The sequence below is a fragment of the Pseudomonas protegens genome, assembly GCF_013407925.2.
Lineage (GTDB): Bacteria > Pseudomonadota > Gammaproteobacteria > Pseudomonadales > Pseudomonadaceae > Aquipseudomonas > Aquipseudomonas fluorescens_AP.
Genome location: NZ_CP060201.1, coordinates 40,046 through 66,336, shown reverse-complemented (window position 1 = coordinate 66,336; position 26,291 = coordinate 40,046). Strand labels below are relative to the sequence as shown.

General features: G+C 63.8%; 22 protein-coding genes. 14 read left to right on the top strand and 8 right to left on the bottom strand.

The genetic code is table 11. The features are described 5' to 3' along the window. Positions 1-4: 4 nt before the first annotated feature. Complete coding sequence (locus tag GGI48_RS00275; RefSeq protein WP_179596200.1) at positions 5-700, bottom strand: pirin family protein; 696 nt, start codon at positions 698-700, stop codon at positions 5-7. A gap of 274 nt (positions 701-974) precedes the next feature. Here GGI48_RS00275 and GGI48_RS00270 point away from each other — a divergent pair, with 274 nt between their 5' ends. Beyond that, complete coding sequence (locus GGI48_RS00270) at positions 975-3,434, top strand: UvrD-helicase domain-containing protein (protein WP_179596198.1); 2,460 nt, start codon at positions 975-977, stop codon at positions 3,432-3,434. A gap of 51 nt (positions 3,435-3,485) precedes the next feature. Here GGI48_RS00270 and GGI48_RS00265 read toward each other — a convergent pair whose 3' ends face one another. Next, complete coding sequence (locus GGI48_RS00265; RefSeq protein WP_042941150.1) at positions 3,486-3,755, bottom strand: DUF1652 domain-containing protein; 270 nt, start codon at positions 3,753-3,755, stop codon at positions 3,486-3,488. Positions 3,756-4,033: 278 nt separating this feature from the next. Here GGI48_RS00265 and GGI48_RS00260 point away from each other — a divergent pair, with 278 nt between their 5' ends. Genes GGI48_RS00260 through GGI48_RS00245 form a run of 4 tightly spaced genes read left to right on the top strand, consistent with a single transcriptional unit; the run spans position 4,034 to position 7,848 of the window. Then, positions 4,034-4,849, top strand: coding sequence for a helix-turn-helix domain-containing protein (locus tag GGI48_RS00260; protein ID WP_103740235.1), 816 nt, complete (start codon positions 4,034-4,036; stop codon positions 4,847-4,849). 51 nt (positions 4,850-4,900) lie between these two features. Beyond that, positions 4,901-6,307: an FAD-binding oxidoreductase gene (locus GGI48_RS00255; protein ID WP_179596196.1), complete on the top strand. Its 1,407-nt coding sequence runs from the start codon at positions 4,901-4,903 to the stop codon at positions 6,305-6,307. Positions 6,308-6,363: 56 nt separating this feature from the next. Next, positions 6,364-6,705, top strand: a complete 342-nt coding sequence (locus GGI48_RS00250; RefSeq protein ID WP_179596194.1) for a cupin domain-containing protein — start codon at positions 6,364-6,366, stop codon at positions 6,703-6,705. A 48-nt stretch (positions 6,706-6,753) separates the two neighbouring features. Continuing rightward, on the top strand, positions 6,754-7,848 hold the full coding sequence (locus tag GGI48_RS00245) for a polyamine ABC transporter substrate-binding protein (RefSeq protein WP_047304231.1): 1,095 nt from the start codon (positions 6,754-6,756) through the stop codon (positions 7,846-7,848). An 87-nt stretch (positions 7,849-7,935) separates the two neighbouring features. Here the strand turns inward: GGI48_RS00245 and GGI48_RS00240 are convergent, their stop codons facing one another. The 5 genes from GGI48_RS00240 to GGI48_RS00220 all read right to left on the bottom strand — a co-directional run bounded on the left by GGI48_RS00240 (position 7,936) and on the right by GGI48_RS00220 (position 13,230). After that, a complete protein-coding gene (locus GGI48_RS00240) occupies positions 7,936-8,697 on the bottom strand; it encodes an SDR family oxidoreductase (RefSeq protein ID WP_179596192.1) in 762 nt (253 codons plus the stop codon). Continuing rightward, on the bottom strand, positions 8,694-10,076 hold the full coding sequence (locus GGI48_RS00235) for an aspartate aminotransferase family protein (RefSeq protein WP_179596190.1): 1,383 nt from the start codon (positions 10,074-10,076) through the stop codon (positions 8,694-8,696). The genes GGI48_RS00240 and GGI48_RS00235 overlap by 4 nt, the downstream gene beginning before the upstream one ends. Before the next feature lie 71 nt (positions 10,077-10,147). Then, a complete protein-coding gene (locus GGI48_RS00230; RefSeq protein ID WP_179596188.1) occupies positions 10,148-10,963 on the bottom strand; it encodes a molybdenum cofactor biosynthesis F family protein in 816 nt (271 codons plus the stop codon). A gap of 89 nt (positions 10,964-11,052) precedes the next feature. After that, on the bottom strand, positions 11,053-11,727 hold the full coding sequence (locus GGI48_RS00225) for a helix-turn-helix transcriptional regulator (protein ID WP_179596186.1): 675 nt from the start codon (positions 11,725-11,727) through the stop codon (positions 11,053-11,055). Between the two features lie 168 nt (positions 11,728-11,895). Further along, entirely contained in the window at positions 11,896-13,230 is a 1,335-nt protein-coding gene (locus GGI48_RS00220; protein ID WP_103740211.1) for an aspartate aminotransferase family protein, read from the bottom strand. 225 nt (positions 13,231-13,455) lie between these two features. Between GGI48_RS00220 and GGI48_RS00215 the strand changes: the two genes are divergently transcribed. The 4 genes from GGI48_RS00215 to feaR all read left to right on the top strand — a co-directional run bounded on the left by GGI48_RS00215 (position 13,456) and on the right by feaR (position 18,364). Beyond that, on the top strand, positions 13,456-14,943 hold the full coding sequence (locus GGI48_RS00215; RefSeq protein ID WP_179596184.1) for an aldehyde dehydrogenase family protein: 1,488 nt from the start codon (positions 13,456-13,458) through the stop codon (positions 14,941-14,943). 252 nt (positions 14,944-15,195) lie between these two features. Next, positions 15,196-16,716, top strand: coding sequence for an APC family permease (locus tag GGI48_RS00210; protein WP_179596182.1), 1,521 nt, complete (start codon positions 15,196-15,198; stop codon positions 16,714-16,716). Beyond that, positions 16,682-17,275, top strand: a complete 594-nt coding sequence (locus tag GGI48_RS00205; RefSeq protein WP_179596180.1) for a DUF3156 family protein — start codon at positions 16,682-16,684, stop codon at positions 17,273-17,275. Before GGI48_RS00210 ends, GGI48_RS00205 begins: the two co-directional genes overlap by 35 nt. A gap of 150 nt (positions 17,276-17,425) precedes the next feature. Then, on the top strand, positions 17,426-18,364 hold the full coding sequence (feaR, locus tag GGI48_RS00200) for a transcriptional regulator FeaR (protein ID WP_179596178.1): 939 nt from the start codon (positions 17,426-17,428) through the stop codon (positions 18,362-18,364). A gap of 213 nt (positions 18,365-18,577) precedes the next feature. Here the strand turns inward: feaR and GGI48_RS00195 are convergent, their stop codons facing one another. Next, a complete protein-coding gene (locus GGI48_RS00195) occupies positions 18,578-19,381 on the bottom strand; it encodes a helix-turn-helix transcriptional regulator (protein ID WP_016962800.1) in 804 nt (267 codons plus the stop codon). A gap of 205 nt (positions 19,382-19,586) precedes the next feature. Here GGI48_RS00195 and GGI48_RS00190 point away from each other — a divergent pair, with 205 nt between their 5' ends. The 5 genes from GGI48_RS00190 (at position 19,587) to GGI48_RS00170 (ending at position 26,279) form a co-directional block, all read left to right on the top strand. After that, entirely contained in the window at positions 19,587-20,951 is a 1,365-nt protein-coding gene (locus GGI48_RS00190) for an APC family permease (protein WP_179596176.1), read from the top strand. Between the two features lie 9 nt (positions 20,952-20,960). Then, positions 20,961-22,070 carry a P1 family peptidase gene (locus GGI48_RS00185; RefSeq protein ID WP_016962799.1) on the top strand — a complete coding sequence of 370 codons (1,110 nt, stop codon included), beginning with the start codon at positions 20,961-20,963 and terminating at the stop codon, positions 22,068-22,070. Between the two features lie 290 nt (positions 22,071-22,360). Then, positions 22,361-23,809, top strand: a complete 1,449-nt coding sequence (locus GGI48_RS00180; protein ID WP_016962798.1) for a serralysin family metalloprotease — start codon at positions 22,361-22,363, stop codon at positions 23,807-23,809. A 93-nt stretch (positions 23,810-23,902) separates the two neighbouring features. Then, the gene (locus GGI48_RS00175) at positions 23,903-24,286 is read left to right on the top strand and encodes an AprI/Inh family metalloprotease inhibitor (RefSeq protein ID WP_179596174.1); all 384 of its coding nucleotides are present in this window, start codon (positions 23,903-23,905) and stop codon (positions 24,284-24,286) included. 211 nt (positions 24,287-24,497) lie between these two features. Continuing rightward, on the top strand, positions 24,498-26,279 hold the full coding sequence (locus GGI48_RS00170; protein WP_179596172.1) for a type I secretion system permease/ATPase: 1,782 nt from the start codon (positions 24,498-24,500) through the stop codon (positions 26,277-26,279). Positions 26,280-26,291: the final 12 nt, after the last annotated feature.

The following is a 26,291-nucleotide window of genomic DNA, read 5'->3' as shown; positions in this document are numbered from 1 at the left end:
CGCTTCACGCCAAATCCACCAGGACGATTTCACTGTCCTGCAGCGCGCTCACTCGCAGCACCCGTTCATCCTCGACGGCAACCCCGTCTCGAGCTTCGGCGCGCAAGCCGTTGATCTCGATCACTCCGGTAGCGGGCACCAGATAGGCCCGGCGTCCAGCGTCCAGATGGTACTCGGCGGTTTCCCCAGCCTTCAGATTGGCCGCCACCAGTCGGGCATCGGCTCGAATGCGCAGGCTTTCCTCGTCGCCGTCCTTGCCGCTGGCCAGGGTCACAAAACCCTCGCGCTGGCCCTTGGGAAAAGGCTTGGCGCCCCAGGACGGCGCGGAGCCGGCCTGGTTGGGAATGATCCAGATCTGGAAGATCTTGGTCGGCGTGGCTTCCAGGTTGTATTCGCTGTGGGCGATCCCGGTCCCGGCGCTCATGACCTGTACGTCGCCGGCCTCGGTGCGGCCCTTGTTGCCCAGGTTGTCCTGATGGCTGATGGCGCCTTCGCGGACGTAGGTAATGATTTCCATGTCCCGGTGCGGGTGCTGGGGAAAGCCGGTGCCGGGGGCGATCACGTCATCGTTCCAGACCCGCAGGTTGCCCCAGTGCATGCGCTTGGGGTCATGGTATTGGGCGAAGGAAAAATGGTGATGAGCATCCAGCCAGCCGTGGTGTGCGCCGCCCAGGGAGCTGAAGGGTCTGAGTTCAAGCATGATCGTCTCCTCATGAGGCTTCGCCATGGCGCCTTTTACTCGGGCCAAAAACGATAACCGTTGGTTGATGGCGTGCATCTTCTATCAGTCATTGATCGATAAAAAGCGCAAAAAATGCCGTAATCCAATCGTAAAATTAGATGATTATTTTGTCGGAATCTTGGTGTTAAACCTTCGGTTCATCGCTTAAGTTAATGACCTGCAAGCAATTCGCTGGATACCAGGAATAAATCCGGCGACCATTACCGCTCAGCCTCACCCCCTTGGAGTCCGCGTGTCGCAACACAATTCCGATCTGCCCCCCGAGCTTTTGCCCCTGGCCCAGATGCCCTTGTTGAAGCGCCTGGCCGCGCGTTTCTTCGGTCATGGCCTGAACCGCCTGCGGGCCCAGCATCGGGCCTCCTGGCTGCACGGTCAGGCCGACGGCTTTCGCAGCGGTCACACGGCGGGAGTGGAATACGGCTACAAGGAGGGCCGTCTTGAGGGGTTGGAAGAAGGCCGCCAGGTGCTGTTGATCCGTGACAGCCGCAACACCGAGCACCGCCCGCCAGGGGTGGATGACCGGTTGTTCGACGACTGGCGCCTGCCGTTGACTGCAGAACTGAAGAAGCGCTTCAAGGCCGATGTCGCCCGCTTGTTGCCGGCCCAGGCCCAGCCCAGCGCCGCGCAGTGGAAGATGATCTTCAGCGACACACCGGCCACGGCGGTGATTGCCGGGGCCGGGGCCGGCAAGTCGACGTCGCTGGTGTTGCGTCTGTTGCTGCTCAGCCATTACCTGGGATTCGAGCTGGACTCCATGACCGTGGTGACCTTCACCCGCGAGTCGCGCAAGGACTTCATCAGCAAGCTGGTGGAGGTCTTCGCCCTGTGGGGACGGGTACTGGCGCCCCGGGAGGCCCGGGATCTGGTGCGCACCTTCCATTCGCGGATCCTGCCCATGGTGCGCAGCCTGCCGGGGTTCGAGCGCTTGCAGGCCTTCGAGAACCTCAGCGAGCGCCCGCAAGGTGCCGAGGAGGACGTGGACAGCAATCCCTTCGACCTGCGCATCAACGATGCCCAGCGCCGGCACCTCAATGCCTGTTATCAGGCGCTGTATCGCAGTGATGAGCGCTTTCGCCTGGCGTTGAAGCCCTTGGCGCGCCACGCCTTGCAGCAGAGGGAGCTGGAACGCGATCACCCGGATGTGCAAAAGCGCATGGCGGTCACCGAATTGGCCGCCAAGCGCGACGAAGAGCTGTGCGACACCGTGGAAGACCTGTGGCTGCGTGCCGGTGCCTGGCCGATTCAGGGGATTGAGCCAAAGCGCCAGAGTTTTGAGATCAACGGTTCGACCTTCTACTGCCATGGTTATGCCGCCGAACTGGATGCCTGGGTCGTGCTGGGTTTCGACCCTCGAGAGAGCCCGCAGATTACCCGGCCCGGGGCCAAGCTGACGCTGCGTGCCGAATGCGCTGTAAAGCGCACCTTGTTTCAAGCTTTCTGTCGTAAGCCATTGATTTGGCTTGATAGTTATGAGGGCGCAAAGCGCGTGTCAGGGGCCTTTTCCGCCCAGGTCAGTGCGGGGCCGGGCTTTGATTACCGGGTCAAGGGCGAGCTGGCTTCGGCGCCCTTGCTGGACTGCTTCGTTGCGGCAGCCGGCTTTATCGAGAACCTGGGGCTGGAGGTCGGGGACGCCGTGGCCGGCATGAGCTTTGCGCAGGACGACCCGGATCGCTTCTTCTTCGAGGCCCTGAGCCTGTTCTGGCGAGCCCTGGAAGACCACCTGTTGGATCAGTCGCCGCCGATCATGAGCTACAACCGGATGTTCGCCCTGTTCAGCGAGCGCTCGCCGGAAAACTTCAAGCTGCTCAGCGATGCCTGCCTGCGGCCGTTGTCGCACCTGATGATCGACGAATTTCAGGATGTTTCGCCGCAGATCGTTTCCTGGATCAAGGCCAGCCTGCGCGAGATCCGCCGCCGTGGCGCGGCCTTGAACCTGGGGCGTGGGGCCCAGCATTCATCCTTGCTCTGTGTCGGCGACGACTGGCAGTCGATCTACGGCTGGCGCGGCAGCTCGCCGAAGTACTTCATCGAGTTCAACAAGGAGTTCCCGTCCCCGGGCACCACGCGGGTGATGCTCAGCGAGAACTACCGCAGTCATCAGCACGTGATCGACGCCGCCGAGCACATTGTCCGTGCAGCCCCGGCCATTGCCGGCAAGAAGGCCAAGGCGGCCGGCGAGGAGCGGGAGTTGTGGCCGGTGCAGGTGCTGGATCGGAACGATCAGGACCTGGCCCAGCGCCTGGCAGAGCATTACCGCCAGGGTGATTCGATCTTGATGTTGTTTCGAAAAACTAGCGATAAGTTATTGATTGAAGAGCATATTTCACAAATAGTTAATGTTGATTCTAGCTTGCCGCCGTCGGCCCGCCGGCTTAAGCAATTGACTTACCACAGCGCCAAGGGCCTGCAGGCGGACGCCGTGTTCCTGCTGGGCGATTGCCAGCACCTGAGCAGTTCGCCCTACAAGAATCAGGTCTACCGCCAGGCCGGGCTGGGCAAGGATGGCGACGCCGAGCCTTACGACAATGCGCAGAAAGACGAGATCCTGCGCCTGGCCTATGTGGGCATCACCCGCGCGGTCAAGCATTGCTACTGGTACGTCGATCCCCAGGAATCGGCGGCGGGCAATGCGCCCAAGGCTTCGGACCGGGTGCCCCGCGACAAGCCATATTTCCGCGACCTGCGGCAGTGACCATGAAAAAAGCCCGCCGGTCAGGCGGGCTTCAGTCGCGGAGGCCGCGTTTCAGGCCTTGAGCGCCAGAGAGGGAGCAAAGGCTTCCAGTTCGTCCTCCACGGCTTCGATTATTCGTTCGACATCCGCCGCGCTCATCACCGTGGCACAGGGAATGCCGGCGATGGCAATCATGGTTTCGCCGCTGGCACGGTCGAAGAGCCTGGCGATCATGCTGCCGGGCGCATCCATGCTGGCTTCGAAGCCCAGGGGATGGAAATGCCAGCGCATCAGCTGGCAGGCGTTGGGAAAGGTGACTTTACTGGCCCAGACTCTGTTCATCGGTGGCCCACCCTGGTTCATTGAGCGCTTCCTTGTGCTCGCGGTAGGGACGAGCCGATCGTCATTGATCCGCTCGCTTGAGGCTATAAAAGTAGCACCGGCTGATGACAGCCCGGCGTTTTTTTGCCCGCCGTCCGGCAGTTGTCTGTCGGATTCATGATGCAGGTCATGTCTTGGCGCGCAGTGCCATTGTCGTGCCACGATCCGCGGCGTGCGGGTGGTCGTTGAAGCCGCTGCGCAAGTTGGGCAAGCTGCGCCTTTTGCTGTTCGAGAAACCTATGTCTGCCCCTGATGACGGGCCGCTGCAAACCCAGGCCACCGGTGAAACCGTGATGCGTTATCACCTGTGCTGGAAGCACCGCGACCTTGATGGCGTGATGGCGCTGTATCACCCCGAGATTCAGTACAACGATTTTTTCCAGAATCGCACCTTGGGCCTCGACGAGCTGCGCGAGTATGTGCAGGCCAGCATGCCCCGGGCCCCCGACGAGGCCCTGGAGCATTGCGATCGGATTCGCCTGGATGGCGACACCGCCTTTATCCAGTACCAGGTGACCTTGCGCGGCGGCCAGGGGCTGGTGTCGTTCCGCGCCAGCGAGGCCATCACCGTGCGCGATGGGCTGATCTGGCGAGTCAATGAGTACGCGTCCCTGGTGCGAGCACCCGGGGCGGGCAAGGCTTCCGGCAGCCAGCGCCCGGCCGCCAGCCGCCTGGGCCTGTCGCCGCGCCAGCTGGGGTTCATGGCCGAGGACCTGCAGCAGTATTTCCAGCGTCAGCAACCGTACCTCGACCCGGAACTGGACCTGCAGCGGGTGGCCCGCGAATGCGGCTACAGCCGCAATCAGATTTCCTATCTGCTCAATCAGGTGCTGGGGCAGAGCTTCTACCGCTATGTCAATCAGGCACGCCTGCAGCATGTGCTAAGCGCCCTCGACCAGGCCGTGCCGCCACTGCGGGTCGATGAACTGGCCTTTGCCGCCGGGTTCAATTCACTGTCGGCGTTCTACAGCTGTTTCCGCCAGCACACCGGGCAGTCGCCCAAGGCCTACGCCAAGCAAATTTCTTTGCGTGCCCGCGCGCAAGACAACCCCTGAACACAGGCACTAGGATCGCCGCATTCGAAATTCGGGTTGCGGAGTGCTTGCATGCCAGCGTGGCGCAGTATCAGTTTGTGGATGGACCAGCTCGACGAGCCGCTGCTGCCGCGGCCGGCGCTGGAGCAGGACCTGGACCTGGACGTGGCGATCATCGGCGCCGGTTACACCGGCCTGTGGACCGCCTATTACCTCAAGCGCCAGGCACCGCAGCTCAAGGTGGCGGTGATCGAGGCCCAGACCGCCGGTTTTGGCGCCTCGGGCCGCAATGGCGGCTGGTTGATGGGCAATCTGCTGGGGGAGGACCGGCTGCTGGCCGGGCTGTCGCCGCAGGAGCGCCGGGCTTCCTACGATCTGCTGCACGGCATTCCCGATGAAGTAGCCAATGTCCTCGAACGTGAAGGCATCGACTGCGATTACCGCAAAGGCGGGGTGCTGTACTGCGCGGCGCGCTATCCCGAGCAGGAAACCAGCCTGCGCCAGTACCTGGACAAGCTTTACGCCCAGGGTCTGGGCCCGGACGACTACCACTGGCTGAACCCGCAACAACTGGCCCAGCAGATCCGCGTGGCCAAGCCCTATGGCGGCATCTATGCCAAGCACTGCGCGACCATTCAGCCGGCCCGGCTGGTGCGTGGCCTGGCCCGGGCGGTGGAACGCCTGGGGGTGAGCATCTACGAGAACAGTCCGGTGAGTCATTGGCAGTCCGGCAGCCTCAAGACCGCCAGGGCCGCCGTGCGCAGTCACTGGATAGTGCCGGCGGTGGAGGGCTATTCGGTGACCCTGCCGCCCCTGGGCCGTTATCAACTGCCGGTGCAAAGCCTGCTGGTGGCCACCGAGCCGCTGGCGGAGTCGATCTGGGACGAGATCGGCTTGAGCCAGGGCCAGGCCTTCAGCGAGAGCAGCCGCCAGGTCACCTACGGCCAGCGCTCCCGGGACAACCGCCTGGTGTTCGGCGCCCGCGGCGGCTATCAGTTCGCCGGCAAGCTGCGCCATGACTTCGACCTGACCCGGGACGAAGTGGAACTGCGCCGCTACCTGTTCGGTGAACTGTTCCCGCAACTCAAGAACGTGCGCATCACCCATTCCTGGGGCGGCAACCTGGGCATGTCCCGGCACTTCAAGCCGCACATGCTGTGCGACCGGCACAAGGGCATCGCCCTGTCCGGCGGCTACGGCGGAGAGGGCGTCGGTGCCAGCAACCTGGGGGGCCGGACCTTGGCCGACCTGATCCTCGAGCGCGACACGGCGCTGGTGCGCCAACCCTGGGTGCTGCCGCAAAGCCGCCTGGAGGCCCTGCGGGCCTGGGAGCCGGAACCGTGCCGCTGGCTGGGTTACAACGCAATCATTCGCAGTTTCGTCCATGAAGACCAGACCCTGGCCAACCCGGCGTCGGCCCCATGGCGGCGGCGCATGGCCAGTCGGGTCGCCGGATTCATGGAAGGCTTCATGCACTGAACCGGTCTTTTGTTCCGAACGCCGTCCGTTCGGATTTTCCAGTGAAAGGTAGAGCCATGAGCATCACGCAATTCAAGAACACCGCCAGTGTCACCCTGGACCCATCGACGCCGGTCGCCGTGCCCCTGGGCACCCCGGTGGCGGTGACGTCGGTGACTGCCGTCGAGCGCAACGACGGGGTCGAAACCGGGATCTGGGAATGCACTCCGGGGCGCTGGCGGCGCCAGATCGTCGCCCAGGAGTTCTGTCACTTCATCCAGGGGCGTTGCACCTTCACCCCCGACGATGGCGAACCCCTGCACATAGAAGCCGGCGATGCACTGATGTTGCCGGCCAACAGCACCGGGATCTGGGATATCCAGGAAACGGTGCGCAAGACCTACGTCTTGATTTTCTGATCCCCTTGATTGCCTGCCAATAACAAAACCAGCCACAGGTAACGATTCATGATTCGCAAAAACCGCGCTTTGCTGTTATTCAATGCACTGTTGTTCGGCGCTTCCCTGGCCCAGGCCGCCGACACGGTGAAGATCTACAACTGGTCGGACTACATCGCCCCGGACACCACCAAGGCGTTCCAGAAGGAAACCGGGATCGGCTTCACTTACGACGTCTACGACAGCAACGAAACCCTGGATGGCAAGTTGATGACCGGCAAATCCGGTTACGACGTGGTGTTTCCCTCCAACCACTTCATGGCCCGGCAGATCCAGGGCGGCGCCCTGAAGAAGCTCGACAAGAGCCAGTTGCCCAACTGGAAGAACCTCAACCCGGTGCTGCTCAAGGCACTGGAGGTCAACGACCCGGGCAACCAGCACGGCTTCCCTTACCTGTGGGGCAGTACCGGGATCGGCTACAACGTAGCCAAGATCAAGGAAGTGCTGGGCGATGATGCCCCGCTGGACTCCTGGGACCTGATTTTCAAGCCCGAGTACATGCAGAAGCTGCAGAAGTGCGGGGTGGCGATCCTCGACAATGGCCCGGAACTGATTCCCACGGCCCTGAACTACCTGGGGTTGGCGCACCACAGCAAGAATCCCGCTGACTACAAACAGGCCGAAGCCCTGCTGATGAAGGTCCGGCCTTATGTCAGCTACTTCCATTCGTCGAAGTACACCAGTGATCTGGCCAACGGCAACATCTGCGTGGCGGTGGGTTTTTCCGGGGACATTCTGCAAGCGGAAAGTCGCGCGCGGGAGGCGAAGAACGGCGTGGAGATCGGCTACTCGATTCCCAAGGAAGGCTCGCCGATCTGGTTCGACATGGTGGCCATGCCGGTGGACGCGCCGAACGAACAGGCCGGTTACGCCTTCATGAACTACCTGCTGCGTCCCGACGTGATGGCTGCCGTCAGCAACTACGTGCACTACGCCAACGGCAACCAGCAAGCCGACAGCCTGATCGACCCCTCGATCAAGAATGACACCAAGGTCTACCCGAGCCCGGCGATGATGGACAAGCTGTTTGCCCTGGAGGCCATGCCCCTGAACATCGACCGCATCCGCACCCGGCTGTGGAACAAGATCCGCAGCGGCAGTTGATCCCCAGCGCTCCTAAGCGCATGGCAACCGGCTTGCCGGCGAACAGGCCTAGTACCCCTGAGGGCGTCTTCGCTGGCAAGCCAGCTTCTACAACTGGCTGTTTTCCGGCAGCAGGGCACCGCCGTCCACCACCAGGGTCTGGCCGGTGATGTAGCCCGCGTGCCGGGACGCCAGGAACAGCGTGGCCCAGGCGATGTCCTGCGGTGTACCCAGGCGTTGCAGGGGAATGCCCCGGGACAGCGTCGAGCCATGCCCCAGGTTGTTCGTGGCCTGGGTGGCGATCAGCCCCGGCTCTACGCCGTTGACGGTGATTCCATACTCCGCCAGTTCCAGTGCCGCGGCGCGAATGAAGCCATTGACCCCAGCCTTGGAGGCGGCGTAATGGGCCAGCCCGGGAATCGCCGTGCGGGGACCGGTCACCGAGGAGGTCACGACAATCCGCGCCTGTTGGGCCCGGCGCAATGCCGGCAGGGCGGCTTGGGTCAGCCAGAAGCAGCTTTTCAGATTCACCGCCAGGGTGTGCTCCAGGGTCTGTTCCTCAAGCTCGGCCAGTTTCTGCATCGGGAAGACCCCGGCGTTGTGCAGCAGCAGGTCCAGCCCGCCAAAGGTTTCCAGGGTGGCCGCCACGGCCTGTTCGGCCGCTGCGCGGCTGGCCAGGTCCAGGGTCAGCAACTCGGCGGTTCCTCCGGCCTGGCGGATCAGGCGCAGGGTTTCGTTGCCGTTTTCAGCGCTGCGGGTCGCCAGCATGACCTTGGCGCCCTGGGCGGCGAATAGCTGGGCGATGGCCCGGCCAATGCCCTGGCCGGAGCCGGTGACCAGGGCGATGCGTCCGCGTTGCTCCAGGCTCATGACAGAGCTCCTTGCAGGACCTGGCTCAGGCACTGATCCAGCAGCCGGTTGTGCAGGTCGACCTGCTCCTCGCTGGCGTCCGGGCAGAGCAGGGCCATGTTGTGGAATGGCGTCAGCAATACCCCGCGATTGAGCAGGTACAGGTGCAGATAGGCCTCGATCAGCCCGTGGCGGGCCTGGTGGGCTTCGCCGCCGTTGCGCGGGGCCTGCTGCATGAACAGGTACTCGACCCGGGCGCCGATGCGGGTCACGTGCCAGGGCAGGCGATGCTTGCTGATGATGGCCTCGACCCCGGCCCGCAGGCGTTCGGCCAACCGGAACATGCGCGCGTAGTTTTCCGGGGTCATTACTTCGCTGAAGGTGGCGCGCATGGCGGCCATCTGCAGGGCGTTGCCGGCCAGGGTGCCGCCGAAGCCGAAGTGATTGATGGCCTGACCCGGCTGAAAATGCGGCAGCACCTGCCAGATCCGCTCGGCCATGGCCCGGCTGCAGCCCCACACGGCCGTGGGAATGCCTCCGGCGATGGACTTGCCGAGGACGAAGAAATCCGGCTCCAGCCCCTGTTCGCCGCAATAGCCACCCGGCCCGCAGGACAGGGTATGGGTTTCGTCGATGATCAGTGGCACGTCGAAGCGCCGGGTCAGTTCCCGCAGGCCTTCATGAAAGCCCGCGGCCGGCGGCACCATGCCGACGTTGGTCATGAAGGGTTCGGTGAGGACCGCGGCCACGTCGCCATGGGCCAGGGCCGCTTCCAGGGCCGGCAGGTCGTTGAACTCCACCAGTCGGGTGGTGGCCTGGTGCTGCAGGCCGTTGGCGTGCACGCCGTCGCGGGGAATCATCCGGCCCTGGGCGTCGAGTTCCACCTGGGATTCGTCGACGCTGCCGTGGTAGTTGCAGTTGAACACCAGGACCTTCTGCCGCCCGGTGATCATCCGGCACAGGCGCAGGACAAAGCGGTTGGCGTCGGTGGCCGAGGTGGTGACCTGCCAGTAAGGCAGGCCAAAGCGCCGGCTCAGTTCCTTGCCGACCCACAGACTGTCGGCAGTGGGCAGCATCAGGGTCGAGCCATGCAGCGCCTGATCGGCGATGGCCGCTGCCACGGCCGGCTGGGCATGACCGAACATCGCGCCGGTGTCGCCCAGGGCAAAGTCCGCGTATTCGTGGCCGTCGCAGTCGGTCAGGGTGGCGCCCCGGGCATCGGCGACCATGATCGGGTAGACACCGGGCCATTGCTGCATCCAGTGCAATGGCGCGCCGTACAGCCAATGCTGGAGGTTTTCCTGGTAGAAGGCGCCGGAGCGCGGGTGCTGCTCGGCGAACCGTTGCAGTTCGTCCTGGTAACGGTTGGCGACGCGTTGCAGATCCAGACCCAGAGTCATGAAAGTGTCCTGTGCGATGGGTGGGCGGTTGTTGCCGGTCTGGCCGGCGATGGGCCGACCTTGCGCTGGAATCAGTCGTGATGGGTGCGATTGAGCATCCGAGCCAGAGCCCCCACCGGGAAGTTGGCGGCATTGCTGAAGTCCGTGCCCTGATAGCCGAAGATCTTGCCGTCGCTGCGTCCGGCCTGCAGGTCGATCAGTACCAGGCCCAGGGTCGGGACGATCTTCTCGCGCCAGACGAACAGGTACAGCTGCTCGGCGATCTTGTAGTAATGACAGCGATCGGTGTCCGCCAGACCTTGTTCCACGCCCTTGAGGCATTGCCAGCTGTAGAAGTTGGCGTTGAGGTAGACGTGCTCATAGGCCTCGCTGCTGCTGTACAGGTAGTGGTTGCGCAGACCGATCAGTTCGTCGCTGGGCGAGTGTCGCGGCGTCTCGGCCCGGACGGGCGCATCGATGCTGCCATGCAGGAATTGGGCTTTGACCGAGGTCAGCTCGCCACCGGCCAGGGCGCGGCTGAACAGGTCGACGCTGCACTCGGCCTGGGTCGGCATCTGGCCGATGACGGCGGTGAAGCACTGTTGTTGCAGGTCCAGGACCAGGCTCACCGAATGAGTCCGGCCTTGCTCCTGCTTGAGAAAGTCCACCAGGTAGAAGCCGGGGCGCACTGAGGTGGCCCGATAGGGGCATGCGGCGCTCGCCGGTTCGCCGGGAGCATTCCAGCTGAGGCTCTGGGTATCGAACCGATGCTCGATCTGCCAGCCGTTATCGAAGTACAGGGTCAGGGTGCGACCGGCCAGATCATCGATCGCGGGAAGGATGTGGTTGTCGCTGGCAAAACCGTCCGCCAGGGCGCCGACGGTGATCCATTCAGGTTGCTGATTCATGGCGAGGCTCTTGTCTGCCGAAGGAGAGCCCCATGTTCGATCCGTGTGGCGGCGTTGCCCATCAACCTTATGGTTGAGGTGCGGCGCGCTCAAAGGAACAGCGAGCTCACCAGTTCGGTGCGATTACCGACGCCGACCTTGCGGAACAGGTTGATCAGGTGGGTCTTGACCGTGGACAGGCCCAGGTCCAGGCGTCTGGCGATGGTCTTGTTGTCGGCGCCGTCCCGCAGCAGCCAGGCGATTTCCCGCTCCCGGGGCGTGAGGTTCGCCAGGCGCTGGTCGACCTGGGAGTAGGGCGCCAGGGCGGCGATTTCCAGCAGCCCCTGCAAGGCGTGCAGAGTCTCCAGTTCGTCGACGCTGAAATGCCCCAGGACGTTGTCCCGCAGCAGTGACAAGCCGGCGATGGGGCGCTCGCCGTCGCAGGCGAGGACTTCCACCACGTCGAGCACGCCGTGGCGTTGCAGAAAACCCTGGTAGACCTCGGTGGCGTGGCGGCCCTGGTGGGCCATGCCCATGTGCAGCGACAGCACCGGACGTCCCGCGGCGGCGCAGTGGCGCGGTTGCAGCGGGTCATAGTGGCGGTAGCGTTGCAGGTAGGCCTGGTGCATCGGTTCGGGCATGCGGTACAGCGAAAAGTCCCGGGCCTGCAATTGCCGGTCGATGCGGTAGAAGGCGCAGAGGGTGGCGGGCACCACCCGGGTGAAGGCGGCAATGCAGCGTTGTCCCAGCTCATGGACCCCGGGCAGCGAGGTGGACGCGGTCATGGATGTCTCCTGGCTGCCCGTGGGGCAGGGGCTTTGGCAACGGGGCTGACACTCCGGGCCTGCGCCTTGGGCACACGACCAGTGAAAAACGCAAGCGGCCTCCCTGGCAGGTATTCGGTCCAGTCAGGCCGCGATTTTGGCTCCATGGATCGCAGCCTGTCAGGGCGATTAGCGGCGAGCCCGGCTCAGCCCCTCGGCCAGCGCATCGACGATGGCGTCCACCTGGGCCTGCTGGATCACCAGCGGCGGCGAGAGAATGATCTTGGTGCCCACCGGACGCACCATGACGCCGTTGTCCCGGGCGATCTGCGCCACCTGATTGGCGTAGCCGCTCATGGGGTCGATGGGCTCGCGGGTGGTCTTGTCCGCCACCAGGTCCAGGGCCAGCATCAGGCCCTGGCCGCGCACTTCGCCGACGCTTTCGAAACGATCCACGAAAGGCCGCAGCTTGCCGAGCATGTAGTCGCCCATTTTGGCGGCGTTGGCCGGCAAGTCTTCCTTGACCACGATGTCCAGGCAGGCGAGGGCGGCAGCGCAGGCCACTGGGTGCCCGGAGTAGGTGTAGCCGTGCATGATGGCGCCGGTGAAGTTGGCGTTCTTTTCGAAGGCCGCCTCGACCCGGCGGTTGACCACGGTGGCACCCAGCGGGATGTAGCCCGAGGTGATGCCTTTGGCCAGGCACATGATGTCGGGTTTGACGCCCCACAGGCGGCTGCCGAACATCGAGCCGCTGCGCCCGAAGCCGGTGACCACTTCATCGGCGATCAGCAGGACCCCGTACTTGTCGCAGACTTCGCGGATCAACGGCCAGTAGTTGGCCGGTGGCACTATCACGCCGCCCGCGCCCTGGATCGGCTCGGCAATGAACGCCGCCACGGTGTCCGGGCTCTGGAACTGGATTTCCCGCTCCAGCAGGTCGGCGCAGATCTTGCCCAGCTCCTCCGGGTCCTGGCTGTAGGGGTTGCGGTACAGCCAGGGCGTGTCGATGTGGTAGCAGCCGGGCAGCAAAGGCTCGTAGTTGCGTCGGAACACGGTGTTGCCGTTGACCGAGGCGCCCCCGAAATGGGTGCCGTGATAGCCCTGGCGCAGGGAGATGAACTTGGTGCGATCGGCCTGGCCTTCGAGCTTCCAGTACTGGCGGGCCAGTTTCAGTGCGCTCTCGATGGCATCCGAGCCACCGGAACTGAAGGACACCCGGGTCATGTCCTCGGGCTCCAGCAGGTTCATCACTACCCGGGACAGTTCCTCGGCCCGTGGGTGGCTGACCCCGTCGAACAGCTGGAAGTACTCCAGCTCATCGAGCTGCGCGGTGATGGCGGCCTTCACTTCCTGGCGGTTGTGGCCGACGTTGACGTTCCACAGCCCGGCAACGCCATCCACCAGCTGGTGGCCCTTGTCGTCATAGACATAGCAGCCATCGCCGCGAACGATGCGGATCGGCTCGCGTTGCTTCATTTCGTTGGGGTGCAGCATGGGGTGCCAGAAACGGCTTGCTTCGCTCACGTTGAGTCTCCTGAAATCGCACGGACAGCGTGGGGCTATTAGTGCGTCATTTGCCGGCTGCTGGCTTGCCTCTGTGTGCCAGGGCACTTGACCCAGGCTGCCAGCGGCGGTGCAGCCGGCGAGACTGGCAGCCAGGGCCAAGTTTTGCGGCAGCCAGGATCAAGACGGCATGCGGCTTTGGGCTCAAAGTCCGGGTCGAACAAGGTCCAACTGCGAGGATTGAAGATGAGCGTTGCCATCGACCCACGTGTCGCTGCATTTATAGACAGTCAGCACGGTCTGCTGATTGACGGTCACAGCCAGCCGGCGCTTTCCGGGGCGCGGATGCCGGTGTACAACCCCGCCAGCGGCGAGCAGTTGACCCAGGTTGCCGCCGCCGACCAGGCCGATGTCGACCTGGCGGTGGGCGCCGCGCGCCGGGCGTTCGAGGGCAACTGGAAGGCGCTGCGCCCGGCGGATCGCGAGCGCCTGCTGCTGAAGCTGGCGGACCTGCTGGAGAACCATGGCGAGGAACTGGCCCAGCTGGAAACCCTCAACAATGGCCAGTCGATTCACCTGGCCCGGGCCCTGGAGGTGGGGGCCGCAGCGGAGTTCACCCGCTACATGGCCGGTTGGGCCACCAAGATCGAAGGCAAGAGCCTGGACGTTTCCATCGCCGCGGTACCGGGTGCGCAGTACCGGGCCTACACGGTGCCGGAGCCGGTGGGTGTGGTGGGGGCGATAGTGCCGTGGAATTTCCCGTTGCTGATGGCCATCTGGAAAATCGTTCCCGCCCTGGCCTGCGGCTGCACCGTGGTGCTCAAGCCGGCGGACGAAACCCCGCTGACCGCGCTGCGCCTGGGCCAGCTGTGCCTGGAGGCGGGGATCGCCCCCGGCGTGGTCAACGTGGTCACCGGCAGCGGCGCCCAGGCCGGAGCAGCGCTGGCTGCCCATCCGGGTATCGACAAGCTGGCGTTCACCGGCTCGACCCAGGTCGGCAAGCTGATCGGCCATGCCGCGGTGGACAACATGACGCGCTTCTCCCTGGAACTGGGCGGCAAGTCGCCGGTGATCGTCCTTGATGACTGCGATCCGCAGACCGCCGCCGCCGGTGCCGCCGCTGCGATCTTCTTCAACCAGGGCCAGGTCTGCACCGCGGGGTCGCGCTTGTACATCCAGCGCGGGATCTATCACCAGGTGCTGGAGCGCCTGGTGGGCATCGCCGACTCCCTGAGCATGGGGCCGGGGCTCGACGAACAGGCGCAGATCAACCCGCTGATCTCCGCCAAGCAGCAGAAGCGCGTGCTGCAGATGGTCCGGCGCGGAGTCGAAGAAGGGGCCCGGCTGCTGTGTGGCGGTGTCGCCCATGGCGAGCAGGGTTTCTATGTGCGTCCCACGGTGGTCGCGGATGTGCGTGCCGACCAGCAACTGGTGCGCGAGGAGATCTTCGGCCCGGTGGTGGTGGCCACGCCGTTCGACACCCTGGACGAAGTGCTGGGCCTGGCCAACGACAACCAGTACGGGCTGGGGGCGAGCATCTGGTCCAACGACCTGGGGCGGGTCATGCAGCTGATTCCGCAGATCAAGGCCGGCACGGTGTGGGTCAACACCCACAACATGCTGGACCCGTCGATGCCTTTTGGCGGCTACAAGCAGTCGGGCATCGGCCGCGAGATGGGCCATGCGGCCATCGAGGCCTACACCGAGAACAAGTCGGTGTGCATCGCCTATTGAGCCGAACGCCTTCGCCGGCTAGCCGTCCCCTGCGGGGGCAGGGCCAACCGGTTTACTGCAGGAGCCGGCTGGCCGACGAAGAGGCCACTGGATTGGGCGGTGATCTTGCCGACGCCTTCGCTGGCGAGCCAGCTCCTACAGGGTGTGAACATGAAGACAGATGCGTCAGACAGCCAAGCACTGCGCCATCAGGCGTGCCCTTGAAATGCCTAGAACAACAATCATCAACCCATGCTTTCGAGGTTTACCATCATGTCGCTCAACGACAGACTCAAGCGTCACCTGGATCAGGGGGTAGTCGGTTTTCCCACGGCGCTGGCCAGTGCCGTGGGACTGATCATGGCCAGCCCGGTGATCCTCACGGCCACCACCGGGTTCGGTATCGGCGGCGGCGCGTTCGCCGCAGCGATGCTGATCGCCTTGCTGATGATGCTGGCGCAGTCCACCACCTTCGCCGAAGCGGCCTGCCTGCTGCCCACCAACGGTTCGGTCTATGACTACCTGGCCTGTGGGCTGGGGCGTTTCTTCGCCATCACCGGCACCTTGTCCGCCTACCTGATCGTGCATGTGTTCGCCGGCACGGCGGAAACCATTCTCAGCGGCATCATGGCCCTGGTGAACTTCGAATCCCTCAACACCCTGCTGGAGCAGAGCGGCAGCGCTTGGCTGGTGGGCGTGGGGCTGGTGCTGTTCTTCGGCCTGCTCAACGCGGTGGGGATCACCGCCTTCAGCCGTGCCGAGGTGATCCTGACCTTCGGCATGTGGACCACCCTGATGGTCTTTGGCGTGCTCGGGGTGATCAAGGCGCCGGCGGTGCAGCTCGACGGCTGGTTCGGCGCCTCCATGGTGGGGACTGACTTGCCGACCATCCTGTCCCTGGTGGGCATGGCCATGTTCATGTTCGTCGGTTGCGAGTTCGTCACGCCGCTGACCCCGGATGTACGCAAGGCCGCCAGGACCATTCCCCGAGCCATGGCCCTGGGGCTGGTGGGGGTGGCGCTGTGCATGTTCATCTATGGCGCGGCCATGAAGCGCCAGGTGGAGAACATCGCCCTGAGCGAAGACGGCAGCGTGCATCTGCTGGACACGCCCATGGCCATTCCGCATTTCGCCGAACAGATCATGGGGCCGTTCGGCCGTATCTGGCTGGGCATTGGCCTGCTGTTTGCCGGCGCCGCCACCATCAACACCCTGATGGCCGGCCTGCCGCGAATCCTCTACGGCATGGCGCTGGACGGTGCCTTGCCCAGGGTCTTCACCTACCTGCATCCGCGTTTCAAGACCCCTTTGCTGTGCATCGCCGTGGCGGTGCTGATTCCCTGCCTGCATGCCTGGTGGCTGGGCGGCAGCACGGACAGCATCATGCACCTGGTGCTGGCGGCGGTCTGTGCCTGGAGCACCGCCTATCTGCTGGTGACCCTGTCGGTGGTGATGCTGCGCATTCGTCGGCCGGATCTGCCCCGGGCCTACAAGTCGCCCTGGTTCCCCCTGCCGCAGATCCTGTCTTCAGTGGGGATCCTCCTGGGCATGTGGTTCATCACGCCACCGGGGATGAACCCGCGGGACATCTATGTGCCCTTTGGCAGCATGCTGGGCCTGACCGCCCTCTATGCCCTGGTCTGGACCCTGCTGGTGCAGAAGGTCAATCCATTCCGGCCGGTGCCGGTGGAGGAGGTGCTGGAGCAGGCCCTGGGCCTTGCCGCGGAGACCGACAACCGTCCTCGGGAGCAACTGGCCGATGAGTCTTTCAAGCTGGCGACAAAACCTCTTTGACTGGTGGCACCGGGCACCCTCGGGCTATTGCCCCGGGGTGACCCTGGGGCACTTGCGCAGGGATCTGGCGGGGCTCGACTGCAACCCTTGCGGTGTTGCCCGGGCGGTCTTTCGCTGTCCGCAACGGGGGCTGGAGTTCGCGGTGCATGAGCGTGCGCTGGCGCAGTTCCTGATGCATATCGTGGTCTGTGAGTGGCGCTTGCGGATACCTGCCGCTGGGGCCGGGCAGGCGCGAATCAGCTTGCGCCATACCGGGTTGATCCGCCGTCAGGGTGTCGCCGCCCGTTTGCTGGCCGGGGAGGCTGGGCAATGGACGCCCTTGCTGCAACGCCTGGGCAATGACCCCAGGTTACTGGAGAGCTTGCTGCCGCTGGACTTCAAGCACCTGGAGCTGTGGCGGGATGCACAGGGGTGGCAAGTGCGCCTGGAGCATTTTGCCGCCAGCGAGGTGGTCAACCGTTTGCCCGGGTTCCGGCGCTATATTCGCCTGAGCGCCGAACAGCGGCAGGCGCTGTTGGGCAGCTTCACCGAGTTGTACAAGCTTCTGCGAGAATTCTGACCGACATAACCGTAAGCACTGGCATACACCCTGCTTAAGCCATAACAGACTATCCATGCTGTCAGGCGCCTTGCCTGGCAAATAGATAACATGTTAATGATATCGCCATAACAACAAAGGCGGTCTGAAACCGGCTTATGGAGGTGCACAGTGCTTGCTTCGCATAGTTTCAGTTCCTGGGTAGGCGCCTTGCAGGGTGTCTGCGGTCGATTCGAGGCCCGCCCGGCGCGCAATCCCGCTCTGTTCATCGGTGAAGTGGGGCTGCAGGATTACGCCGGGCTGGAAGTGGCGCAGATCCGCACCAACGCCGGGCTGATTTCCCGGCAGAGCACCAAGGTCGACCAGGACGACGACCGCCATTGTTTCCTGATCATCCAGCGCAGTGGTCACGCCCGCCTGAGCCAGGGCGGTGAGAGTGTAGAGCTGGGCCCCGGCGACATGGCCCTGCTGGATTCGGCCGGCGCCTGCGAGATCGTGCCCCACGGCCTGATCGAACACGCGTCGTTCCACCTGTGCCGGGAAGAGGTCTACCGGCATCTGCCGGAGCAGCAACGCAAGTTCGGCAAGCTGTCACAGAACTGCGCCAGTGGTCGCTTGATGCGCTTGCTGGTGGAGCAGATCTGCGCCGGTGATCTGCACGGCTGTGCCGCGCAGCAGGAGGGGCAGGCCTTGCAGGAAGCCCTGATTGCCTTGCTCGGGCCGACCCTGCGCCAGACCGCCGACACCCTGGACGGCTTTGACCAAGGCCTGCATGGCCACTGTCTGCGCGATCAGGCCCGACAGCTGATCAATCAATCCCTCAACGAGCCGGGGCTGACCCCGGTATCCCTGGCGGCGCAGTTGAACATCTCGGTGCGCCAGCTGTACCGACTGTTTGAAGAGCAGGGCGACAGCGTGTGCCGATTTATCCAGCGCTCGCGACTCAAGCGCAGCGCCGCCGATCTGAGTAACCCGCAATTGCGCAATGAGTCGATCACCGACATTGCCTTCAAGTGGGGTTTCACGGATTCGGCGCATTTCAGCCGGACCTTCAAGAAGCATTTCGAACAATCGCCCCGTGACTTCCGCGCCCGCTCCCTGAGCGCGTAGGAGCCTGAGTCCGACGCCTGCGCCGGCCCTGTAGGAGCCGGCTTGCTGGCGAAGGGGCCCTTGGATGTTGCGTTACCCTTGAGGACGCCTTCGCTGGCAAGCCAGCTCCTACGCAAGGCAATCAGGCAATCAGGCAAGCAGACAGGCAAGCAGACAGAAATGCAGCCACCCAGTCCCCCGAGAACACCGGCAACTGCAGCCCCATCCATGGCTTCAGGGATTATCCAGGTCGTGCCCCAGGGATTGGATGAACAACGAAAACAGCTCCGGCTGGCTGGAGATGTCCAGCTTGGCGTACAGGTGGCGGCGGTGGACCTTGATGGTGTCCGGCGAGATCTTCAGGCGCTCGGCCATGGCCTTGGAGGAAAAACCGCGCAGGATCAGGCGGGCGATCTCCAGCTCGCGATCCGACAGCACGGCGCTGCCGAAATGACTCAGGGCGTCGCGAATCTGGCTGGCCATTTCTTCGGCGACCGGCAATTGAGGGCGCAGCTGGCTGTGCTGCCAATGCTGCTGCATCAGCGGCAGCACCCAGGCGGCAAAGGTGGTGAGCTGGCCGATTTGCTCGCGGTCGAACACGCGCTGACTGCCCAGTGACAGGGACAGGGTGCCGGTATCGGGCAGTTGCAGGATGAACTGCACCTCGTCTTCCAGAACGTTGTCGTGGAAGTAGCTGAGAAAGTACTCGCTCTGGCGAAAGTGGTCCGGGGCCACTTCTTCCAGGCGATACAGGCCGCTGGGGTAGCCCTCGCGGCAGGCCTGGAAGAACGGGTCGAGCAGGTACAGGCCGTTCAGGTAGGTGAGCATCGAGGCCGGTTTGCTGCTGGGTTCGGCGTCATATTCCTCCAGTGCCTGGGGCGGGCCTTCTCGCGGGTAGAAGATCGCCAGGGCGTTGTCGAACGGCGTGGCCTGGTGCAGCAGCAACACCAGCTGTTTCCAGAAGCGCGGGTTGCCGATCAGCGTGACGGTGCGGCCCAGGCCGGCATGCAGGCCGACTTCCCTGAACAGATTACTCAAAGGTCTTGCTCCACTGATTCGGCGAAAGTGTCGTGGCACGGTTTCGTCGATTTGCCGGTCGCCGTCAAGGGGAGTACTCCAATAGGGGAATTGGGCGAGGCGCCGCCACTGCCTAGAGTAGCTCCCACCAAGCGCGTCCCAGAATGCGCCCGCCCGATGGATTTCGTTTCTGCCTCAGACCAACAATAAACACGAGGATAACGATATGAGCTCTCCCGCAGCGCCTGACGGCGCGCTGAAACCAACCTTGAGTGTGTTCGATGTGGTGGCCATCACCGTCTCCGGTGTGACGCCCGCCAGTTCAGTGTTCGTGATTGCGCCCTTTGCCATCCATCAGGCCGGCAGCGGGGTGTTCCTGGCGTTCGTCATGGCCGGGTTGCTGGCGCTGATGTTTGCCTTCTGCTACGCCGAGCTGGGCCGCGCCCATAACAGTGCGGGGGGCGAGTACGTGTATGCCAAGCGGGTGTTTGGCGGCATGGCCGGCTATGCCACCTTCCTCACGGTGCTGGTGATGCTGCTGTTCATCCCGCCGGTGCTGGCCACCGGCGCCGCCACTTACCTGAACAACGCCCTGGGCACGAACTTCGATTCCCAGACCGTGGCCCTGGTGATCGTGGTCTGCAGTTATCTGCTGGGCATTCTCAATATCAAGCTCAATGCCTGGATTACCGGCACCTGCCTGCTGCTGGAAGTGGCGGCCTTGCTGGTCATTGTCTGGCTGGGCTTTGGCAACGCCTCGCAACCGCTGGGCATCCTGCTGCAACCGCAGATCGTCGACCATGGCGTGTTGCAGATGGCGCCCTGGGCCCTGGTGATCGGGGCGGTGGGTATCGGCCTGTTTTCCTACAACGGCTATGGACCGGCGGTGCTGCTGGCCGAAGACATGAAATGCAAGGGGCGCGGCGTGCACAAGGCGGTGCTCTGGTCCCTGGTGCTGGTGGTGATCATCGAGTTGGTGCCGCTGACCGCCTTGCTGATTGGCGCGCCGTCCCTGAGCACCATGCTGGCCAGCCCCGATCCCATCGGCTACCTACTCACCAGCCATGGCAACGAAACCCTCGCCAGGGTCGTCAGTGGTGGGATCTTCCTGTCGGTGTTCAACGCCATCGTCGCCATCGTTATCCAGATCGGCCGCGTGGTGTTCAGCAGCGGCCGGGATGCCCTGTGGACGCCCGGCATCAACCGCCTGTTCACACGGATCCACCCGCGCTGGGACTCGCCATGGCTGGCTACGCTGTTCCTGGCGATGCCTTCGGCAGTACTCAGTTTTAGCTCGAATCTGGCGGACCTCACGTCCTTCAGCGTGCTGTTGATCATGCTGGTGTACCTGATCGTCGCCCTCAGCGCATTGCTGAGCCGGGTGCGGCTGCGCGATCGCGAGCATCCCTACCGCATGCCGCTGTGGCCGCTGCCGGCGCTGCTGGCTGTGCTCGGCGCCGGTTACCTGCTGATCACGCTGTTGCTTGAGGCCTCTGTGCGGGACCTCATGGTGATCATCGGGCTGCTGGCGCTGTCGGTGATTCTCTATGGCACTAATGGCCGGTACAGCCCGGCGTTCCAGAAATTGTAAGGAGTGGATATGCGAGCACGTCAGTTGGGTATCAAGCTGGGTTTGGGGACGCCGGGGCCGTTCAATGCGATCACCGACGTACCCGGGGTACGGGTGGGGCACAGCACCCTGAACACCCGCGTGGGCGGCAAGCAGGTACGCACCGGGGTGACCCTGGTCCAGCCCCGGGATGGGCACGCGCGGCTGCAGCCGTGCTTTGCCGGCTGCCATGTCCTCAACGGCAACGGCGACGCCACGGGCCTGGAGTGGATCCGCGAAGCGGGGACCCTGACCACCCCGTTGGCCATCACCAATACCCACAGCGTCGGCGTGGTCCGCGACACCCTGATCGCCCTGGAGCGCGAAGCCCTGGCGGACCCGGCCGTGTACTGGTGCATGCCGGTGGTGATGGAAACCTACGACGGTCTGCTCAACGACATCTGGGGCCAGCATGTGGGGCCGCAACAGGTGCGCCAGGCCTTGGCCAGCGCCGAGTCCGGGCCGGTGGCCGAGGGCGCGGTGGGCGGCGGCACCGGGATGATCTGCCACGAGTTCAAGGGCGGTATCGGCACCGCGTCGCGGCGCCTGACGGCGGAGCAGGGCGGCTATACCGTCGGCGCCCTGGTCCAGGCCAATCATGGCAAGCGTGAAGAGTTGCGGGTGGACGGTTATCCGGTGGGGCGGCGGCTGGGGGGCATCGTCTCGCCCTTTGCCGAACGCGGGACTCCGGGCATGGGCTCGATCGTGGTGATCCTGGCCACCGATGCGCCGCTCTTGCCCCATCAATGCCAGCGCCTGGCGCAACGGGCCGCCATTGGCATCGCCCGCACCGGCGGCGGCACCGAGGATTCCAGTGGCGACATCTTCCTGGCCTTTGCCACGGGAAACCGGGACCTGCCCACCGCGGATTACGCGCGCAAGGACCTGGGACTGACCTCGCCGCTGGCGATGCTCAACAACGATCACATCTCGCCGTTGTTCAGCGCGGCCGCCGAGGCCGTGGAGGAGGCCATCGTCAACGCCCTGCTGGCGGGCGAGCCGATGACCAGTGACGACGGCGCGCAGGTGCCGGCGCTGACCGCGCAAGTATTGCTGGAAGCATTGGAATTAACGGGTTGGAACATAAGCCGAGGGACTTGAAAGTGCGACCTGGTCGGCATTATTAGTCCAATGGATATTTAATAATTAAATTGTAGATTGTCAGACAATGTCGCCCGTTAATCAGTTAAAAAATATTCTTTCGACTGCGCGGTCATTGTTTGCTGGAGTTTCTCGGAACAGTGGAATTTGACGCCAAAAAAACAGTGGACGTCTGATTTCAAATTGTGTCAGCTTTCTTTCGCCTGCTTAGGGCGAGTGATAGGACGATCTCGCCAGGGATTGTCGCTATCTGACAAAAACTGTTCCATTGATTACAAGGAAGTGTGTTTATGTCGAAAGTAACAGAGAACGCTATTGCATCTGCCGAACAGCAACTGGTGCCTTTGGCCGCAGCAAGTTCGGCGTATAACCAGATCAATAGCTTCAGTCATCAATACGACCGTGGCGGCAATCTCACGGTCAATGGCAAACCCTCGTTTTCGGTCGACCAGGCCGCCACGCAACTGCTGCGTGACGGCGCTGCCTACAAGGACCTGAACGGTAACGGCAAGATCGACCTGACCTATACCTTCCTGACCTCGGCCTCCTCGAGCACCATGAACAAGCATGGCATCTCCGGGTTCAGCCAGTTCAGCGCTCAACAGAAGGCCCAGGCAGTGCTGGCCATGCAGTCGTGGGCCGACGTGGCCAACGTGGTGTTTACCGAGAAAGCCTCGGGTGGCGACGCCCACATGACCTTCGGCAACTACAGCGGCGGCCAGGACGGCGCGGCGGCCTTCGCCTACCTGCCGGGCACCGGCGCCGGCTATGACGGCACCTCGTGGTACCTGATCAACAGCGGCTACACCCAGAACAAGAACCCCGACCTGAACAACTATGGCCGTCAGACCCTGACCCATGAGATCGGTCACACCCTGGGCCTGGCTCACCCTGGCGACTACAACGCCGGCGAAGGCAACCCCAGCTACAAGGACGCCAGCTACGGCCAGGACACCCGTGGCTACAGCGTCATGAGCTACTGGAGTGAAAGCAATACCGGGCAGAACTTCAGCAAGGGCGGGGTCGAAGCCTATTCGTCCGGCCCGCTGATGGACGATATCGCCGCCATCCAGAAACTCTACGGGGCCAACTACAGCACCCGTGCCGGTGATACCACCTACGGTTTCAACTCCAATACCGGGCGCGATTTCTACAGCGCCAGCTCCTCCGCCGACAAGCTGGTGTTCTCGGTGTGGGACGGTGGCGGCAACGACACCCTGGACTTCTCCGGTTTTACCCAGAACCAGAAGATCAACCTCAATGCCGGGTCGTTCTCCGACGTTGGCGGCATGGTGGGCAACGTCTCCATCGCCCAGGGCGTGACCGTGGAAAACGCCTTCGGCGGCTCGGGCAACGACCTGCTGATCGGTAACGACGCGGCCAACGTGCTCAAGGGCGGTGCCGGCAACGACATCATCTACGGCGCCGGTGGCGCGGATCAGCTGTGGGGCGGCGCCGGCGCGGACACCTTCGTGTTCGGCGCCAGCAGCGATTCCAAGCCGGGTGCGGCCGATCAGATCATGGATTTTGTCAGCGGCCTGGACAAGATCGACCTGACCGGGATCACCAAGGGCGCGGGCCTGCACTTCGTCAACGCCTTCACCGGCGCGGCGGGTGACGCGATCCTCAGCACCTCCGGTGGCGTGAGCACCCTGTCGGTGGACTTCTCCGGGCATGGCGTGGCGGACTTCCTGGTCAGCACCGTGGGCCAGGCAGCGGTCAGCGATATCGTTGCCTGATTGAAACCGGCGGAGGGCAGCGCCCAGGCGCTGCCCTCCGCTGTTGCATTGGCCCCGAGGCTGAGCGAGTCTACCGGGCGGACGGAGCACCCCATGACCCCACACACCTTGCGTTGCAAGGCGGCCACCTGGCTGCTGGCGACGCTGACGATCTTCTACGGAGCAATAACCATGGCAAGCAGCCTGCGCTTGGCGGACCCCTCGGAACTGGTTGGACACTGGCAGTTGCAGCAACAGAGCGAGCCTGGCGCCGCCTGCGCCCTGGACCTGCTGCAAAACGCCGTCCTGGGAGACGGCGCCGAGTGCCTGTCGAAGTGGATCGGCGAGGCGGCGGTGGGCTGGTTCCCGGAGCCCGACGGTATTGCCATTACCGGGCGCGAAGGTTCAAGAATCATCTTTTTCAGTCGACAGAAAGAAGGCCTGTACGAAGCGCGCCTCAAAGGCGACGGTTTGATTGTGTTGCAGCGTGCCGGCTAATTAACGCGGCAGGTTGTTCGTTTAATCTTGAGTGGCTTTAATCTCGCCACTCTTTTAATCGACAGGTCTATAACCGGAGGACTGTAAACGACAGTTGTCCGGTTCGGGTGTGTCCGCAGACTTTGAGACTAAGGGACGCACATCTTTAGTTGCGCCGTATATGAGGTACTCGCGTTCGGCGCGCAGGGTCGACTCAGGGAAAATGTTGAAGATGCTGAACAATAGTCATCCTGCACCACTGTTTAAGGCATTGGGCGAATATAAGGGCATCCTGATCAGTGTCGGTTGTTTTACCGCCTTGATTAATGTGCTGATGCTGGTGCCTTCCATCTATATGTTGCAGGTCTACGACCGGGTGCTGTCGTCACAGAATGAAACCACCCTGGTGATGCTGTCGCTGATGGTGGTGGGCTTCTTCCTGTTTATCGGGCTCCTGGAAGTGGTGCGCAGCTTTGTCGTGATCCGCATTGGCAGCCAGCTGGAGCGGCGTTTCAACCTGCGGGTTTATCAGGCCGCCTTCGAACGCAACCTGGCCCGCGGCGAAGGCCATGCCGGGCAGTCCCTGGGGGACCTGACCCACATTCGCCAGTTCCTCACCGGCCCGGCCCTGTTCGCCTTCTTCGATGCGCCCTGGTTTCCCATCTATCTGCTGGTGATCTTTGCCTTCAACGTCTGGCTCGGCGTGTTCGCCAGCGCTGGCGCCTTGTTGCTGATCGCGCTGGCCTGCTTCAACGAGGCCATGACCAAGAAGCCCCTGGCCGAGGCCAGCGGGTATTCGCAGCAATCCACCCAACTGGCCACCAGTCATCTGCACAACGCTGAAACCATCCAGGCCATGGGCATGCTCGGTGTCCTGCGCAAACGCTGGTTCATGGTGCATTCGCGGTTTCTCGGCCGGCAGAACCAGGCCAGCGACACCGGCTCGGTGATCAGTTCCCTGAGCAAGACCCTGCGCCTGTGCCTGCAATCGCTGGTGCTGGGCCTGGGCGCGTTGCTGGTGATCAAGGGCGACATGACCGCGGGGATGATGATCGCCGGGTCGATCCTCATGGGCCGGGTGCTGAGCCCCATCGACCAGTTGATCGCGGTGTGGAAGCAGTGGAGTGCCGCCAAGCTGGCCTACAAGCGCCTGGATGCGCTGCTGCGCGAGTTCCCGCCCAGCGACAGCGCCATGTCGCTGCCGCCGCCCAAGGGCCAGGTGAGTTTCGAGCAGGTCAGCGCCGGGCCGCCCGGGCGGCGGCTGGCAACCCTGCAGCAAGTGAGCTTCAACCTCAACGCCGGTGAAGTGCTGGGCGTGCTGGGTGCTTCCGGTTCCGGCAAGTCGACCCTGGCTCGGGTCCTGGTGGGCGTCTGGCCGACCCTGGGCGGCACGGTGCGCCTGGACGGTGCCGACATTCACCGCTGGAATCGCGATGAGCTGGGGCCCTACATCGGTTACTTGCCCCAGGACATCGAGCTGTTCAGCGGCAGCATCGCCGAGAACATCGCGCGCTTTCGTGAAGCCGACCCGCAGCGGGTGGTCCAGGCCGCCCAGTTGGCCGGGGTGCATGAACTGATCCTGCGCCTGCCCCAGGGCTACGACACCCTGCTCGGGGACGACGGCAGCGGCCTGTCCGGCGGGCAGAAACAGCGCGTGGCCCTGGCCCGGGCGCTGTACGGCAACCCGAGCCTGGTGGTGCTCGACGAACCCAATTCCAACCTCGACACCGTGGGCGAAAGCGCCCTGGCGGCGGCCATTGCCCAGCTCAAGGCCCGGGGCGCCAGCGTGGTGCTGGTGACCCATCGCTCGTCGGTGCTGGCCCTGGCCGACAAGCTGCTGGTGCTCAACGAAGGGCGCCTGCAGGCCTTCGGCCCCAGCCAGGAGGTGCTCAAGGCGCTGTCCGCCGGCCAGTCGCCCGCCGCCCAGGAAAGCCCCAAGCCGGCCGCGTCCGCCCCCGCAGGCTTGAGCATGAGCCGTCAGTATCAGGCTCCGACACGGAATAAAGGCGCATGAGCAAGGACCGCG

Excerpts from the sequence above, each read along its gene's own strand:
- GGI48_RS00275 (WP_179596200.1), bottom strand. The coding sequence starts at position 700 with ATGCTTGAACTCAGACCCTTCAGCTCCCTGGGCGGCGCACACCACGGC.
- GGI48_RS00265 (WP_042941150.1), bottom strand. The coding sequence starts at position 3,755 with ATGAACAGAGTCTGGGCCAGTAAAGTCACCTTTCCCAACGCCTGCCAG.
- GGI48_RS00260 (WP_103740235.1), top strand. The coding sequence starts at position 4,034 with ATGTCTGCCCCTGATGACGGGCCGCTGCAAACCCAGGCCACCGGTGAA.
- GGI48_RS00255 (WP_179596196.1), top strand. The coding sequence starts at position 4,901 with ATGCCAGCGTGGCGCAGTATCAGTTTGTGGATGGACCAGCTCGACGAG.
- GGI48_RS00250 (WP_179596194.1), top strand. The coding sequence starts at position 6,364 with ATGAGCATCACGCAATTCAAGAACACCGCCAGTGTCACCCTGGACCCA.
- GGI48_RS00245 (WP_047304231.1), top strand. The coding sequence starts at position 6,754 with ATGATTCGCAAAAACCGCGCTTTGCTGTTATTCAATGCACTGTTGTTC.
- GGI48_RS00240 (WP_179596192.1), bottom strand. The coding sequence starts at position 8,697 with ATGAGCCTGGAGCAACGCGGACGCATCGCCCTGGTCACCGGCTCCGGC.
- GGI48_RS00235 (WP_179596190.1), bottom strand. The coding sequence starts at position 10,076 with ATGACTCTGGGTCTGGATCTGCAACGCGTCGCCAACCGTTACCAGGAC.
- GGI48_RS00230 (WP_179596188.1), bottom strand. The coding sequence starts at position 10,963 with ATGAATCAGCAACCTGAATGGATCACCGTCGGCGCCCTGGCGGACGGT.
- GGI48_RS00225 (WP_179596186.1), bottom strand. The coding sequence starts at position 11,727 with ATGACCGCGTCCACCTCGCTGCCCGGGGTCCATGAGCTGGGACAACGC.
- GGI48_RS00215 (WP_179596184.1), top strand. The coding sequence starts at position 13,456 with ATGAGCGTTGCCATCGACCCACGTGTCGCTGCATTTATAGACAGTCAG.
- GGI48_RS00210 (WP_179596182.1), top strand. The coding sequence starts at position 15,196 with ATGTCGCTCAACGACAGACTCAAGCGTCACCTGGATCAGGGGGTAGTC.
- GGI48_RS00205 (WP_179596180.1), top strand. The coding sequence starts at position 16,682 with ATGAGTCTTTCAAGCTGGCGACAAAACCTCTTTGACTGGTGGCACCGG.
- GGI48_RS00190 (WP_179596176.1), top strand. The coding sequence starts at position 19,587 with ATGAGCTCTCCCGCAGCGCCTGACGGCGCGCTGAAACCAACCTTGAGT.
- GGI48_RS00185 (WP_016962799.1), top strand. The coding sequence starts at position 20,961 with ATGCGAGCACGTCAGTTGGGTATCAAGCTGGGTTTGGGGACGCCGGGG.
- GGI48_RS00180 (WP_016962798.1), top strand. The coding sequence starts at position 22,361 with ATGTCGAAAGTAACAGAGAACGCTATTGCATCTGCCGAACAGCAACTG.
- GGI48_RS00175 (WP_179596174.1), top strand. The coding sequence starts at position 23,903 with ATGACCCCACACACCTTGCGTTGCAAGGCGGCCACCTGGCTGCTGGCG.
- GGI48_RS00170 (WP_179596172.1), top strand. The coding sequence starts at position 24,498 with ATGCTGAACAATAGTCATCCTGCACCACTGTTTAAGGCATTGGGCGAA.